The 13,253-nt window shown below is 58.7% G+C and carries 13 protein-coding genes; 9 read left to right on the forward strand and 4 right to left on the reverse strand.

What is annotated here, in order from left to right; genetic code table 11:
• Nucleotides 1-69 precede the first annotated feature (69 nt).
• Genes ACGHUK_RS04515 through acpP form a run of 4 tightly spaced genes read right to left on the reverse strand, consistent with a single transcriptional unit; the run spans nucleotide 70 to nucleotide 3,081 of the window.
• Nucleotides 70-1,023: a beta-ketoacyl-ACP synthase III gene (locus tag ACGHUK_RS04515; RefSeq protein WP_249235711.1), complete on the reverse strand. Its 954-nt coding sequence runs from the start codon at nucleotides 1,021-1,023 to the stop codon at nucleotides 70-72.
• Nucleotides 1,020-1,973, reverse strand: a complete 954-nt coding sequence (locus ACGHUK_RS04520; protein ID WP_005939761.1) for an acetyl-CoA carboxylase carboxyltransferase subunit alpha — start codon at nucleotides 1,971-1,973, stop codon at nucleotides 1,020-1,022. Before ACGHUK_RS04520 ends, ACGHUK_RS04515 begins: the two co-directional genes overlap by 4 nt.
• Complete coding sequence (gene accD / locus ACGHUK_RS04525) at nucleotides 1,970-2,842, reverse strand: acetyl-CoA carboxylase, carboxyltransferase subunit beta (protein WP_097774750.1); 873 nt, start codon at nucleotides 2,840-2,842, stop codon at nucleotides 1,970-1,972. Before accD ends, ACGHUK_RS04520 begins: the two co-directional genes overlap by 4 nt.
• Nucleotides 2,843-2,853: 11 nt before the next feature.
• The gene (acpP, locus tag ACGHUK_RS04530) at nucleotides 2,854-3,081 is read right to left on the reverse strand and encodes an acyl carrier protein (RefSeq protein ID WP_005939770.1); all 228 of its coding nucleotides are present in this window, start codon (nucleotides 3,079-3,081) and stop codon (nucleotides 2,854-2,856) included.
• Nucleotides 3,082-3,324: 243 nt separating this feature from the next.
• On the opposite strand from acpP, the gene ACGHUK_RS04535 reads away from it, so the two are divergent.
• The 9 genes from ACGHUK_RS04535 (at nucleotide 3,325) to ACGHUK_RS04575 (ending at nucleotide 13,218) form a co-directional block, all read left to right on the forward strand.
• The gene (locus ACGHUK_RS04535) at nucleotides 3,325-4,005 is read left to right on the forward strand and encodes a GntR family transcriptional regulator (protein WP_097778254.1); all 681 of its coding nucleotides are present in this window, start codon (nucleotides 3,325-3,327) and stop codon (nucleotides 4,003-4,005) included.
• Between the two features lie 173 nt (nucleotides 4,006-4,178).
• Entirely contained in the window at nucleotides 4,179-5,639 is a 1,461-nt protein-coding gene (locus ACGHUK_RS04540) for an NAD(P)/FAD-dependent oxidoreductase (RefSeq protein ID WP_390575230.1), read from the forward strand.
• 3 nt (nucleotides 5,640-5,642) lie between these two features.
• The gene (locus tag ACGHUK_RS04545; RefSeq protein ID WP_390575232.1) at nucleotides 5,643-6,875 is read left to right on the forward strand and encodes an NAD(P)/FAD-dependent oxidoreductase; all 1,233 of its coding nucleotides are present in this window, start codon (nucleotides 5,643-5,645) and stop codon (nucleotides 6,873-6,875) included.
• Complete coding sequence (locus ACGHUK_RS04550; protein ID WP_097774754.1) at nucleotides 6,872-7,234, forward strand: DUF1667 domain-containing protein; 363 nt, start codon at nucleotides 6,872-6,874, stop codon at nucleotides 7,232-7,234. The genes ACGHUK_RS04545 and ACGHUK_RS04550 overlap by 4 nt, the downstream gene beginning before the upstream one ends.
• Nucleotides 7,235-7,584: 350 nt before the next feature.
• Entirely contained in the window at nucleotides 7,585-8,064 is a 480-nt protein-coding gene (locus ACGHUK_RS04555; protein ID WP_097774755.1) for a MarR family winged helix-turn-helix transcriptional regulator, read from the forward strand.
• A complete protein-coding gene (locus tag ACGHUK_RS04560; protein ID WP_390575235.1) occupies nucleotides 8,051-9,796 on the forward strand; it encodes an ABC transporter ATP-binding protein in 1,746 nt (581 codons plus the stop codon). Before ACGHUK_RS04555 ends, ACGHUK_RS04560 begins: the two co-directional genes overlap by 14 nt.
• Nucleotides 9,786-11,432 (forward strand): ABC transporter ATP-binding protein, encoded by a 1,647-nt coding sequence (locus tag ACGHUK_RS04565; RefSeq protein WP_390575237.1) that lies wholly within the window; start codon nucleotides 9,786-9,788, stop codon nucleotides 11,430-11,432. The genes ACGHUK_RS04560 and ACGHUK_RS04565 overlap by 11 nt, the downstream gene beginning before the upstream one ends.
• 371 nt (nucleotides 11,433-11,803) lie before the next feature.
• Nucleotides 11,804-12,715 carry a hypothetical protein gene (locus ACGHUK_RS04570; protein ID WP_390575239.1) on the forward strand — a complete coding sequence of 304 codons (912 nt, stop codon included), beginning with the start codon at nucleotides 11,804-11,806 and terminating at the stop codon, nucleotides 12,713-12,715.
• A gap of 380 nt (nucleotides 12,716-13,095) precedes the next feature.
• Nucleotides 13,096-13,218, forward strand: coding sequence for a hypothetical protein (locus tag ACGHUK_RS04575; RefSeq protein WP_371293045.1), 123 nt, complete (start codon nucleotides 13,096-13,098; stop codon nucleotides 13,216-13,218).
• Nucleotides 13,219-13,253 lie beyond the last annotated feature (35 nt).

The following is a 13,253-nucleotide window of genomic DNA, read 5'->3' on the forward strand; positions in this document are numbered from 1 at the left end:
GGACCTTCTCTTGGAAGGCACACTGACCCTACCCGCCCATAAAGCTCCCCCTTCGGGGGAGCTGGCGCATCAGCGCCTGAGAGGGTCGTATTCCACGATCATGCCGCCCCATGTCAGGCCGCCGCCAAAGCCGATGCAGGCCAGAAGCTGGCCCGGCTGCAGCTGCCCGTTCTCGGCAAGCTCGTTCAGGGCTACCGGGATGCTGGCGGCGCTGGTGTTGCCGTGGCGGTCCATGTTCTTGTAGAACTTTGCCGGGTCGGCCTTCAGCGCCCGCACGCAGTGGTCGATGATGCGGCTGTTGGCCTGATGGCAGACCACCCACTCAAGATCATCGAGGGTCAGCTGTGTTTCATCCAGCACAGTGTGCAGGCACTTGGGCAGGGCATCCACTGCAAAGCGGAATACGGCCTTGCCGTCCATGGTGATGGGCGCAGAACCTGTGCGGTTCGGCCCGCCCGCATGGAGAACATCGCTGCCGCGCGCGCCCAGCGTCAGAGCAAAGGGAGTGTCCGACAGCTGAAAAATGGCAGCACCGGCTCCATCCCCAAACAGTACACAGGTGGAGCGGTCGGCGGGGTCCATCAGGCGGGAAAGGGCTTCGCACCCAATGACGAGGGCATACTGTCCACCCAAAGTTGTCAGCAGTCCCCGCGCCACGGCTATGCCGTAGAGGAAGCCGGAACAGGCCGCGTTGACATCCAGCGCAGGCCGGTCCTCGGGAAGGCCCAGCGCCGCCTGCACCTGACAGGCTACACTGGGGGTCGCGTCTGGGGCGGACAGGGTGGCACAGATGCAGCACCCGATCTGCGCAGGGGCAAGGCCGCTGCGGGCCAAAGCCTGCTTTGCGGCGGAAATGGCCAGCGTGGCGGCAGATTCATCCTCCGTGCACCAGTGCCGGGTGCGGATGCCGGTGCGGCTGGTGATCCACTCGTCGCTGGTATCCACCATGCGGCTCAGATCTTCGTTGGTGACCGTTCGGCCGGGGATGGCCCCGCCGGTGGCGATCAGCTGTAAACCACTCATGCGTTCCTCGTTTCTCCGATCTGGCGGTATTTTTTATAGCGCTGGTCGGCCAGCTGGCGGCCGCTCATGCGGCACAGCTCTTTCAGGTGCACCCGCAAAGCAACATCCAACTGTTCAAACAAGGCTGCGTGGCTGCGCTGTGCGCCGCCCAACGGTTCCGGGATCACCTGCTCCACGATGCCATCGCTGTACAGATCCTGCGCGGTCAGCTTCATCATCTCGCAGGCTTCGCCGCTGCGGGAAGCATCCTTCCACAGAATGCTGGCAAAGCCCTCGGGGCTGAGCACCGAGTAAACGGCATTTTCCAGCATGAGGATGTGGTTTGCCACACCCAGTGCCAGCGCACCGCCGGAAGAGCCTTCGCCGGTGACAACGGCAATGACCGGCACGGTCAGGCCACTCATTTCCATCAGGTTGCGTGCAATGGCTTCGCCCTGACCGCGTTCCTCGGCATCCTTGCCGGGGTAAGCGCCCGGCGTGTCAATGAAGGTGATGATGGGCCGGCCAAACTTTTCGGCCTGCTTCATCAGGCGCAGGGCCTTGCGGTAGCCCTCCGGCCCCGGCATACCAAAGTTACAGGCCAGATTTTCTTCCAGTGTGCTGCCCTTGCGGTGGCCGATGACCGTCACCGGCAATCCGTGAAAACGGGCGATGCCGCCCAGAATGGCAGGGTCTTCCTTGCACTGACGGTCGCCGCGCTGCTCAAAGAAGTCGGTGAACAGGGCAGAAACAGTCTCATCAATGTGGGGGCGCTCCGGGTGCCGGGCCAGAAACACCCGATCCTCGGCGGTCAGCGGGCCGCAGGTGCGCAGGATCTCGTCCTCTTCCACAGCCAGCTCTGCCAGCTCGGAGGCATGGGCCGTGATGGCATCCATCTCGTTGCCGCTGCCTTTCAGCGCGGCGATCTGGGCATCCAGCGGAGCCAGCTGCTCTAAAATTTCCTTGATCATTCGTGTTTTCCTCCTGCATGGAGCTGCAAGACCTGGATCAGGGTATCCCGCAGCTGGCTGCGGGGCACCACCTGATCCACAAAGCCGTGCTCCATCTGGAACTCGCTGCGCTGGAATCCGGCAGGCAGCTTTTCGCCAATGGTCTGCTCAATGACCCGCGGACCTGCAAAGCCGATCAGCGCGCCAGGCTCTGCCAGCATGATGTCGCCAAGGCTTGCAAAGCTGGCCGTCACACCGCCGGTGGTGGGGTGGGTGAGCACACTGATGTACAACCCGCCCTTTGCCGAAAAGCGCTGGATGGCGGCACTGGTCTTTGCCATCTGCATCAGGCTGAAAATGCCCTCCTGCATCCGCGCGCCGCCGCTGGCCGAAAAAATAACCAGCGGCAGGTGCTTTGCGGCGGCGTACTCGATGGCGCGGGTGATCTTGTCGCCCACGGCAGTGCTCATGCTGCCCATGAAAAAGCGGCTGTCCAGCACGGCAGCCACGCAGGCCACCCCGCCGATGCGGCCGGTGGCCGTTACAGCGGCTTCGCGCAGGCCGGTCTTGTTCTGGGCGGCGGCAAGCTTTTCACGGTAGCCCGGAAAATGCAGCACATCCTGCGGAGCAAGGTCGGCATCCAGTTCCCGGAAGCTGCCGTGGTCCAGCACCAGACTGAGCCGGTAGTACCCGCCAATGGGCATGTGGTAGCCGCAGTTGGGGCAGACGTAAAGGCTTCTTGCCCACAGGGTGCGTGCGGCGCGGCGGCCGCACTGCTTGCACTCCACAAACTGCTGCTCGTGCCAGACGGCACCGGCATCCCGCTTGGCCTTCAGCTGGAAGGTGCGCTCCCGCATTCGGCCGGGGAAAAGATCTCGGATATCGTTCATTGCTTTTTGCCTCAGATATGTGCGGTGATGTAGTTGTAGATATCGCCCACGGTCTTGAGCTTTGCCAGCTCTTCGTCCGGGATGGACACGCCGCAGGCATCTTCCAGAGCCATGTTCAGCTCCACGGCATCCAGACTGTCGGCCTCCAGATCCTCGGTCAGGCTGGCCTCCATGGTCACCTTGTCCTCGTCGCAGTTCAGGGTATCAACAACGATCTTCTTCATTTCTTCAAACGTCATGGTAGTAGTCTCCTTTGATTTGTTTTGAATATCTAAATTTTTTGAAGTTTCTTGCGAACACGACCATTATAGCCGAATCGTTGGATAAGTCAAGAATAATAGTTAAAATATTTTATCTTTTACAATTCTGACACAGTTTTCTTCCTTTTATATATTGTCCTCTTTTACGCCGGTGTGCAGTGTGGTATACTTGACCCAGCAGTCTGAGAACAGTGTTTCCCTGTGAGGGAAAGGAGCCTTCCGATGATTACGATTTCAGAGCGCAGAGAGCATGAATCTGCAAAAAGTTTTGTTCTGCGGGTATTGATCGATAATATTATCAATACCCGTCTGGAGCCGGGTGAAAAACTGAACGAGCCGGAATTGTGCGAACAGCTGGGGGTGAGCCGCACCCCCTTCCGGGAAGCAGAGCTGGAGCTGGCGCAGCGGCGGCTCATTGAGATCCGGCCCAAGATCGGCACCTATGTTTCTCTCATCGATGCAGAGCTGGTGGAAGAAGTGCGCCATCTGCGCGCTGTGCTGGAAGCAGAGATCGCCCGCATGGCGTGCGAAAAGCTGACCCCGGCGGATATCGACCAGCTGTGGGAGAACGTGGCGCTCTGGCGCATGTACATTGAGCGTGCACAGGAAGAAAAGATCTTTGAGCTGGACAAGGGGTTCCACCGGCTGCTTTATGTGCAGTGCGGCTGCCCGTACTGGTACGATCTGGTGGAAAATCTGGCTCCGCATTTTGACCGCACCACCATCCTCAGCTTCCGCTGCAGGCCCGCAAAAACGATCTACGAAGATCACGTCAGCCTGCTGAAAGCCATTGAACAGAAGGATGCGGCGGCAGCACACCGCATTGCCGGGCAGCATATGCAGCGCTACACGGAGAACCTTTCTGCGATCCGGGAAGCATTCCCACACTATTTCAAAGCCTGAAACAACTGTATCACGTTCAGAAATGCCGTATCTATGCCAAAAGATGCGGCATTTTTTTGTGCAGTTTTTTGCCGGAAACGGCTTGACAGAAATTATGAAATGTTATATATTTTAGTCAATGAAATATATAACATAAAAGCCGGATCTCTAAATCAGGAAGAAAGGTGGATACCATGAAAAAACAATACGATGTGGTCATCATCGGTGCGGGTGTCGTGGGCAGCGCCATTGCACGCGAACTTTCGCGCTACAAATTGAGCATTGCAGTGCTGGAAAAAAATCTGGATGTCTGCAACGAGACCAGCGGCCGCAACTCTGCGGTGGTGCACGGCGGCTTTGCCAACCCCATTGGCAGCCTGAAAGCAAAATGCTGCGTGGAAGGCAACCGCATCATGGGCCAGCTGGCCGAAGAGCTGAACTTCCCGTTCAAGCGTTGCGGCAAGGTGCTGGTGGGCAACACCCCCGAGGACATGGAGCAGCTGGAGCGCACCATGAAGCAGGGCGCTGTCAACGGCTGCACCGGCCTGGAGATGATCGATGAAGCAAAGCTGCACGAGCTGGTGCCCGCCGTGGTGGGCAAGTTTGCCATGTGGTCCAAAAACAGCGGCATCATGGACCCGTTCCTGTACACGGTGGCGCTGGCCGAGAACGCACACGCCAACGGCGTGGACTTCTTCTTTGACCACAAGGTAGAGGCTATCACCCGGGAAAATGAGCTGTACTACCTGCATACTGCCCATGGCGATTTCTGCACCCGCTGGGTGGTCAACGCCGCTGGTCTGGGCGCAAAGCGGATCTCCGACCTGCTGGGCCTGACCGGCTACCGTGTCATCGGCTCCCGCAGCAACTACATCATCCTGCACAAGCGCATGGGCAAGCTGCTGCCCATGCCGGTGTACCCGGTGCCCAGCAACACCTATATGGGCATCCACATCACCCCCACCGTGGACGGCAACGTGACTGTTGGCCCGGACGCGGAGAACACCGATGTGCTGGACGACTACAGCGTGCCGCAGGCCAACATGGACAGTCTGGCCGTGGAGGGCGCAAAGCTGTGGCCCCACATCTTTAAAAAGGATCAGATCCGCACCTTCGCCGGCATCCAGCCCAAGTGGGTGGATGAAAACGGTGCCATTCAGGACTGGAAGGTGGAGATCCGGGACGACGTGGCACCCAATGCCGTCAACCTCGTGGGCATTGAATCCCCGGGCCTGACCGGCAGCGTGCCGCTGGCCCGCTACGTCATCGGCCTGATGCAGGAGCGCGAAAAGTTTGAGGAAAACCCAGACTTTGACCCGCACCACAAGGGCATCGTCAAGTTTGCCGAGTGCACGCCGGAACAGCAGGCAGAGCTCATCGCGCAGGACCCCGATTACGGCGAGATGATCTGCAGCTGTGAGGAAGTGACCAAGGCCGAGATCCTGCAGGCCATCCACAACCCGCTGGGCGTTTCCACCATGACCGGCATCAAGTACCGCACCCGCGCCATGATGGGCGGCTGTCAGGGCGGCTTCTGCCAGATGAAGATCGAACACTTCATTGAGCAGGAGCTGGGCACCGAGCCGGAGAATGTGCGTTACAGCCGTCAGGGGTCATGGGTACTCACCGGCAATATGCGAAAGGAGGAGAACTGAGCGATGGAACAGAAAGACGTTGTGATTATCGGCGGCGGCCCTGCAGGTCTTGCCGCAGCGGTGGAGCTGCACAAGCAGGGCATTCGCAACATGATCATTCTGGAGCGCGAGGCGATGCTGGGCGGCATCCTGCGCCAGTGCATCCATGACGGTTTCGGTCTGGGCCGCTTCGGCGAGAGCCTGTCCGGCCCGGAATATGCACAGGCGTTCATTGATGAAGTGAACAAGCGTGAGATCCCTTACGAGACCAGCGCCACGGTGCTGAGCCTGACGGAGGATCGTGTCGTCACCGCCTCCACCCGCAGCGGCCTGCGCCAGTATCAGGCAAAGGCTGTGGTGCTCGCCATGGGCTGCAAGGAGCGCAGCCGCGGCGCACTGGGCATTCCCGGCGAGCGTCCGGCGGGCGTGTTCACTGCAGGCACCGCGCAGGCTTACATGAACCTCTACAACCGGATGCCCGGCAAGGAGGTCGTCATCCTCGGCTCCGGCGATATCGGCATGATCATGGCACGCCGCATGACGCTGGAAGGCGCTCATGTGCAGGCAGTGTTCGAGCTGATGCCTTACCCCTCCGGCCTGCCGCGCAACATCGTGCAGTGTCTGGATGACTACAATATCCCGCTCTATCTCAGCCACACTGTCACCGGGATCCATGGCCGTGACCGTCTGACCGGCGTGACCATCTCCGAGGTGGACGCGAACCGTCGGCCCATCCCCGGCACCGAGAAGGAGTACAAGTGTGATACGCTGATCCTCTCCGTGGGCCTGATCCCGGAGAACAAGCTGCTGGAGGATGCCGGCATCGCCATTGACCCCCACACCAACGGCGCTGTGGTGGACGAGAACCTGCAGACCAACGTGCCCGGCGTGTTCTCTGCCGGCAATGTGCTGCATGTGCATGATCTGGTGGACTTTGTTTCCATGGAGTCCGAGGCACTGGCACGCCACGCTGCCGCCTACGTTGAGGGCAAGGGCATCGACCCCTGCACGCTGGACGTGAAGTGCGGCGAGGGCGTGGGCCACACCATTCCGCAGAAGGTCAGCGGCAAGAACGACTTTAGCCTGTCGCTGCGCGTGCGGAACCACTACCGTGACTGCCGCATCGTGGTGCGCCAGAACGGTGTGGAAGTTGCTGCCAAGAAGATGAAGAAAGCCATTCCTGCGGAGATGATCCAGTTCAAGGTCTCTGCTGCCAAGCTGCAGGAAACGGGCGCACTGGAGGTGTCGGTGGAATGAAAAAGCAATTTACCTGTATCGTCTGCCCCAACGGCTGCGAGATCGAAGCCGAAGTTGAAAATGGTCAGGTGATCTCGGTCACCGGTCACACCTGCCCTCGCGGCGAACAGTATGTCCGTCAGGAGCTGACTGCGCCCCGCCGCACCATCGCCAGCTCAGTGCTGGTCAAGGGCGGCGAGCTGCCTGTTACCAGCGTGCGCCTGACCAAGGCTGTCCCCAAGGATATGATCTTCCCGGTGATGGACGAGATCCGCAAGGTGGTGCTGACCGCCCCCGTCAAGGCAGGCACCATCGTGCTACACAACGTCTGCGGGCTGGACAGTGACGTGATGGTCACCAAGAATGTGGATGCCTGCTGACCGGCTGAAATAAAGAAATACGGAAAAACAGTCCTGATCGTCTGCCTGCTTTTACAGCGGACACGGTCAGGGCTGTTTTGATGCTATAAACCTGTTGACATGATATGGAAATGGGCTTGTGATGGCCCCGACGTGGGAAAGGACTGCGGCAAACGCCAAAAGCGGGCAATGCCGCAGCACATGGCTGGTCTGTACAGGCGCGGCCCATGCACTGGGTGTGGAGCCTGCCAGCATTGCAAAAATACGGGCACAAAAAGAACTGTTTGCATTTTGGAAACGAGATGCTATACTATTGATTGTACATACAACGATGTAGATACAACTTCCTGCAATGAAGCCCGGAGGAGCCTATGGATATTACGGAACGAAAAATCACAAAGATCGCGCGCGAAGCGGAAAAACTGGTCCTGCTCACGATGCGGGAGGAAGGGGTCGGCACAGCAGAGATCGACCTGATCCATGCAGTGCGGCATCACCCCGGCTGCACGCAGGCGCAGCTGGCGGAACTGCTGCACGCAGATAAGGCTGCCATTGCGCGGCGGACAAAAAATCTGGAAGCAAAGGGTCTTTTGATCCGCAGAGATGCCCCCAGCGACCGGCGCAGCCAGCTGCTGTACCCCACCAAAAAGGCGGAAAGCCTGAGATCCTCCAAGGCAGAGATCGAAGCGGCCTTTTACGAATACCTGACCAATGTGCTCACCGCCGAGGAAGCCGCTGCCTTTGCCGCTGCGCTGAACAAGCTGTACACAGCATCCAAGACCGAGAGCCGCGCGGGCTTCCCGCATTTCCGGAAAGCTGCAGGAGGTGAGGCTGCTCATGAAAAAGGATAAAACGTTCCGCCCGGACAGGGTGCTCTCCTATTTCAAAGCAGAGTGGCTCCCGCTGGCCTTTGTCACGCTGGCGGGCCTTGTGTATAACATCGGCCTGCTGGCAACGCCTTGGTTCGAGGGCCGGCTGGCCCAGTGCCTTGCCGACATTCTGGGCGGCAGCGAGACGGCGGCAAAAATGGCCATGCTGGTGCTGGCCTATATCGTGGTCACGCTGGCGGTGCAGGCGGCGCGCTTTATCAAGCGCTTTTATGTCCGCCGCTTTGCCAACAACATCAACCGCCGGATGAAGGGCATCCTGTATGCCAATCTGGTGCGGCAGAGCCGGGCGGCGCTGGAAAAAGAAGGCGCCGGTGAACTGATGACCAAGGCCATCTCGGATGTGGACGACTGCGTAGAGGGGATGCGCAAGTTCACCACCGAGATCTTTGATACCGGCGTGGCGCTGGTGGGCTATGCTGTGATGCTGCTGGTGTACGACTGGCGGCTGGCGCTGCTCAGCCTGCTGTTCACGCCGTTTTCCTACATGTGCGCGGCATGGATGAAAAAGCCGGTGCAGCGCGCCGGCGCGGCGTACAAAAAGGCGGCAAGTGCGCTGAGCGCTGCCACCCTCGACCGCGCCCGGAATGCTGTGACCTACCGCATTTACGGCTGTGAGGATGCCCGCGTAGAAAAGTACGAGGAAGCCCTGAACACCTACGAAAAAACAGCCGTGCGCAACAATGTGTGGCAGTCCGCTCTGCCGCCGCTGTATCTGGCAGCGTCTGAGGCAGGCGTGCTGTTCATTTTGTGGTTCGGCGCTAAAAATGTGCTCGGCTCCGGCTGGAGCACATGGGATATTGCGGCGTTCACCACCTTCCTTTCCTGCTTCACGAAACTGGTGGTCAAATCCTCCAAGGTGGCAAAGCTGTTCAACTCGGTGCAGAAAGCCGAGGTCTCGTGGAAGCGCATCAAGCCGCTGATGAAGCAGCCGGAACAGCTGGAAGCATTGAATATTCCGGCGGCGCAGGACGTGACGCTGGAAAACCTCTCCTTTTCCTATGGCGAAGGACCCATCTTTTCCGGCCTGAGCCTGACGGCGCACCCCGGTGATATCATTGGCATCACCGGCCCGGTGGCCTGCGGCAAATCCACCTTCGGCAGGGTGTTCCTGTGCGAAGCACCCTACGGCGGCTCGGCAAAATTTGGCAAAACGGAATTTGCTGCCCTGACCCCGCGGCAGATCTCTGCCACCGTTGGTTACTTGGGCCATGATCCGGAGCTGAGCGCCGATACGGTGCAGAACAATGTTCTCTGCGGCAGTGAACAGGATGCCATGCCGTGGCTTGCTGCCGCCGCGTTGGACGACGAAGTGCTGGCCATGGAAAACGGTGTGGATACCGTCATCGGCCCCAGCGGCACCCGCCTTTCCGGCGGTCAGGCCCAGCGCTTGGCACTGGCAAGAACGCTGGCCCACCCGCGCCCGGTGCTGATCCTGGACGACCCGTTCTCTGCGCTGGACCGCCATACCGAGGATACCGTGTTTGCCGATTTGCAGAGCGATGCAAAGGATAAGGTGGTCTTCCTCATCTCGCACCGGCTGTACCACTTCCCGCAGATGCAGAAAGTGATCTTTATGGACGGCGGTAAAACCACCGTTGGTACCCATGCCCAGCTGATGGAAACGGTTCCGCTGTACCGCCAGCTGTACGAGAGCCAGACGGTGCAGAAAGAAGGCGATCTGGATGAAGAGTAAAAAGGATAACGGCGTATTTGAAGCCATCCGCATGGCCGCTATGTCGCATCATCTGCTCACGGCGGGCACCATCCTGTGCGTGGCGGCATCGGTGGTGGCATCACTGCTGCCGCCGCTGCTGCTGGCCGGTATCATTGACCGGCTCACCGCAGGCATCCCGCTCACCATTGCAGCAGTGCTGCTTTACTTTGGCAGTCTGGCGCTGGAAGGGGGGCTTTCCTCCGCGCAGGAAAGCCTGCTGGTGCTCTTTGGCCAGAAAATGACCCACGCGCTGCGGTCGGAAATGTCCCGGAAGCTTACCCGGCTGCCCGCAAGCACGCTGGCAGGCCAGAACCCCGGCGAGGTGGCGGCACGCTTTTCCGGCGATGTGGACACGGTGGAAGCGCTGTTCACCTCCGGCATCATCAGCATGGCGGCAGATGCCTGCCGCATCATTTCCATCATGGCGGTCATCGCGGTAAAAAACACCGGCATTGCGCTGGTGCTGCTGCTGGTGCTGCCGCTGTTTGCGGTGTTCACCCACCATGTGCAAAAGCGGATGCTGGCCGCACAACTGGATAACCGCCGTGCCGTTGCGGCTGTCTCCGGTCAGGTGCCGGAGACGCTGCACAACATCCGCACCATCCGGGCACTGGGGCTGGAAAGCTATAGGGAACGCCGCTATGACCGCTGCATCGGCGAGAGCTACGCCGCTATGGAGCGCACCAATTTTTACGATGCCATCTATTCGCCGGTGGTGCTGGCGCTGAACGCGGTGGTGGCAGGCATCGTGATGCTGCTTTCCGCTTCCGGCAATGCCATGGTGCTTACATTCTTTGGGATGTCGGTGGGTACCTCGGTGGCGATCATCAACTACATTTCCCGCATTTTTGCTCCCATTGAAAGCCTTGGCATGGAGATCCAGACCATCCAGTCGGCCATGGCGGGCGTCAAGCGCATCGATGCCTTTCTCGCTCAGCCGGAGCGCACGATCCCTGCCGAGCGCCGGACCGCTGCGCGCGGGGATGTGGAGCTTGCGCATGTGACCTTCGGCTATGGCGAAAAGCCCGTCCTGAGTGACTTCTCCATGACGGTAAAGCAGGGCGGGCAGGTCACGCTGGTGGGCCGCACCGGTGCGGGCAAGAGCACGGTGTTCAAGCTTCTGCTGGGCCTGTACCAGCCGCAGGCGGGCTCTGTTACCATTGGCGGTGTGGATGTGGCACGCATCACCGACCGCGAGCGCCGCACCTGCATCGGCTGCGTGGAGCAGCATTTCTCCCGTGTGCCGGGCACCGTGCTGGAGCAGATCACGCTGGGCGATCCGCAGATCACTGCAGAGATGGCACGGAATGCGGCAAAGCTTGCGGGCATTGACGAAGCCATTCAGGCCCTGCCGGAAGGCTGCGACACCGTTTGCAGCGATGGCATGTTTTCGCAGGGCGAGTGGCAGCTTCTGTCCATTGCCCGCGCTGCTGCGGCGGACCCGGCTGTGCTTTTGCTGGACGAGGTCACGGCAAATCTGGACGCTGAAACGGAAGCCCGTGTGCTGGAAGCACTGCGCCGCGCCTCTGCAGGCCGCACGGTGCTCTCAGTCTCCCACCGCATTTACGAAAACCTGGGCGGCAGAACGGTGAAGATCGAGCCGCAGAGCATGTGAACCGAAACATTTTTCGCAATGCACGAAAAACGTTTCATCTCTTGACAGAACAGGCGCTGTGCTGTAAAGCAAGGCGCGAAAGCCGGGCAAAGCTCGTCTCGTTCTTTCAGGAATGGTAAGGAAGATCAAAAATCTGTTTTTTCATGTCAGACATGAAGATACTTCTTGTTCTTTCGCAGAGAAAGGAATATAATGAGAAAGATAAGATCACCAGCATGCACATGATAAAACTTGGAGTGCGCTCAAGGTCAAGAGGAAGATGATTTCTTTCCCGGCAGGACTGTGCTATACTGACAAAAAGATCTCCGGGTGCAGCGCAAAAGCTGCTGCAGGGAAGCTGAAACTTACAGAAATGAGGAACACACACGGCAATGGCACAGCACGAACGCAGCACGGCATATTATCATCTTCCGGGACTGTTTGAATTTTATGAACTGTACCGTGTGTTTCTGCCGCTGTTCCGTGAACACAGGGAATATTTTTACGACTGGTGCGAGATCGGTTCGGTCTACGGTGCACCGGCCGACTGCATCTGGGGCGGGGGCCGCACTGGCTTTGGCGATGCACAGCCGCACCGGGTGCTTGCACTGATGCAGGAATATGGCATATCGGCCCGGCTCACCTTCAGCAATTCGCTGCTCCGGGAAGAGCACCTTGCAGACCGGAAATGCAATGCCCTCTGTGCGCTGTTTGAAAAAGAAAACCGTGTGCAGAATGGTGTCATCGTCCATTCGGACCTGCTGCTGGACTACCTGAAAAGGCAGTATCCGGGCCTTTATTTCGTGTCCTCCACAACAAAAGTCCTTACAGATTTTCAGCAGCTCCGCAGAGAGACGGAACGGGAAGAGTTCCGCTATGTTGTGCCGGATTTCCGCCTGAACAAGTCGTTTGCAGAGCTGGATACCCTGCCGCAGGATCAGAAGGACAAGGTGGAATTTCTGTGCAACGAATGCTGCTGGTACGGCTGCCGGGACAGAAAGCGCTGCTACGAGAATGTCAGCCGCAAAAATCTGGGCGAGGACTGCCCGGACCACCGCTGCACAGCGCCGGGCGCACAGCAGGGCTATCGTTTTTCAAAGGCAATGGAAAACCCCGGCTTCATCGGGGCCGGGGATATCCGCAAAGTTTATCTGCCCGGCGGCTTTTCCAACTTCAAGATCGAGGGGCGGGGACTGGGCAGCGCGTTGATACTGGAATTTCTGCTTTACTACATGACAAAGCCTGAGTATCAGCTGCGCGTCCGGGAAGAAATTTATCTGGACAACATGCTGGATCTGTTCTGATGGCCCTGAGCCGCGTTCATATTTGCTTCCGTGATGCATCCTGCCGCCTTCGGGCGGCTTTTGTTTTAGGATGTACTGATTGACACCCTCAAAAGCATCCTGCAGGGAGGTGCGGCCTGCATTGGAAAATGCAGAACAAAGGGGTTTGGGGCAATCCCCCCCAACAAGCTTTTTGCAACGCAAAAGTCGCCGTTGTATATGCGACGGCATTGCGTAAGCTGTGTTCCGTTTACGGCGCGGTCTTTCGTTTTGTTTGCAGATTCAGATGAATCGCAACGATTCTTAACAAGAACCGTATCGTTTTGCCAAGGAAAGTTGGTCGCAAAGAAAAAGACTTTGTGCTATACTGTGTTAAAAATCATTGCAAAGGTGGGAATGTCATGACCCCTGCAAGAAAGCTGTATAGTCTCAGCCGGAAGGCAGAGTTCATCAGCATCTACTGCCCGGTGGTTCAGAGCAGGACCTACATGATCGCTACCGTGTTCTGGAACAAAACGGCATAAGATAACAAGACATCAAGACATCCCCCTGTTTGCCC

This window comes from Faecalibacterium sp. i25-0019-C1, from assembly GCF_042854225.1.
Lineage (GTDB): Bacteria > Bacillota > Clostridia > Oscillospirales > Ruminococcaceae > Faecalibacterium > Faecalibacterium taiwanense.

Bases quoted from the DNA above. Each gene is read 5' to 3' on its own strand.
- ACGHUK_RS04515 (WP_249235711.1), bottom strand. From the start codon at position 1,023: ATGAGTGGTTTACAGCTGATCGCCACCGGCGGGGCCATCCCCGGCCGA.
- ACGHUK_RS04520 (WP_005939761.1), bottom strand. From the start codon at position 1,973: ATGATCAAGGAAATTTTAGAGCAGCTGGCTCCGCTGGATGCCCAGATC.
- accD (WP_097774750.1), bottom strand. From the start codon at position 2,842: ATGAACGATATCCGAGATCTTTTCCCCGGCCGAATGCGGGAGCGCACC.
- acpP (WP_005939770.1), bottom strand. From the start codon at position 3,081: ATGACGTTTGAAGAAATGAAGAAGATCGTTGTTGATACCCTGAACTGC.
- ACGHUK_RS04535 (WP_097778254.1), top strand. From the start codon at position 3,325: ATGATTACGATTTCAGAGCGCAGAGAGCATGAATCTGCAAAAAGTTTT.
- ACGHUK_RS04540 (WP_390575230.1), top strand. From the start codon at position 4,179: ATGAAAAAACAATACGATGTGGTCATCATCGGTGCGGGTGTCGTGGGC.
- ACGHUK_RS04545 (WP_390575232.1), top strand. From the start codon at position 5,643: ATGGAACAGAAAGACGTTGTGATTATCGGCGGCGGCCCTGCAGGTCTT.
- ACGHUK_RS04550 (WP_097774754.1), top strand. From the start codon at position 6,872: ATGAAAAAGCAATTTACCTGTATCGTCTGCCCCAACGGCTGCGAGATC.
- ACGHUK_RS04555 (WP_097774755.1), top strand. From the start codon at position 7,585: ATGGATATTACGGAACGAAAAATCACAAAGATCGCGCGCGAAGCGGAA.
- ACGHUK_RS04560 (WP_390575235.1), top strand. From the start codon at position 8,051: ATGAAAAAGGATAAAACGTTCCGCCCGGACAGGGTGCTCTCCTATTTC.
- ACGHUK_RS04565 (WP_390575237.1), top strand. From the start codon at position 9,786: ATGAAGAGTAAAAAGGATAACGGCGTATTTGAAGCCATCCGCATGGCC.
- ACGHUK_RS04570 (WP_390575239.1), top strand. From the start codon at position 11,804: ATGGCACAGCACGAACGCAGCACGGCATATTATCATCTTCCGGGACTG.
- ACGHUK_RS04575 (WP_371293045.1), top strand. From the start codon at position 13,096: ATGACCCCTGCAAGAAAGCTGTATAGTCTCAGCCGGAAGGCAGAGTTC.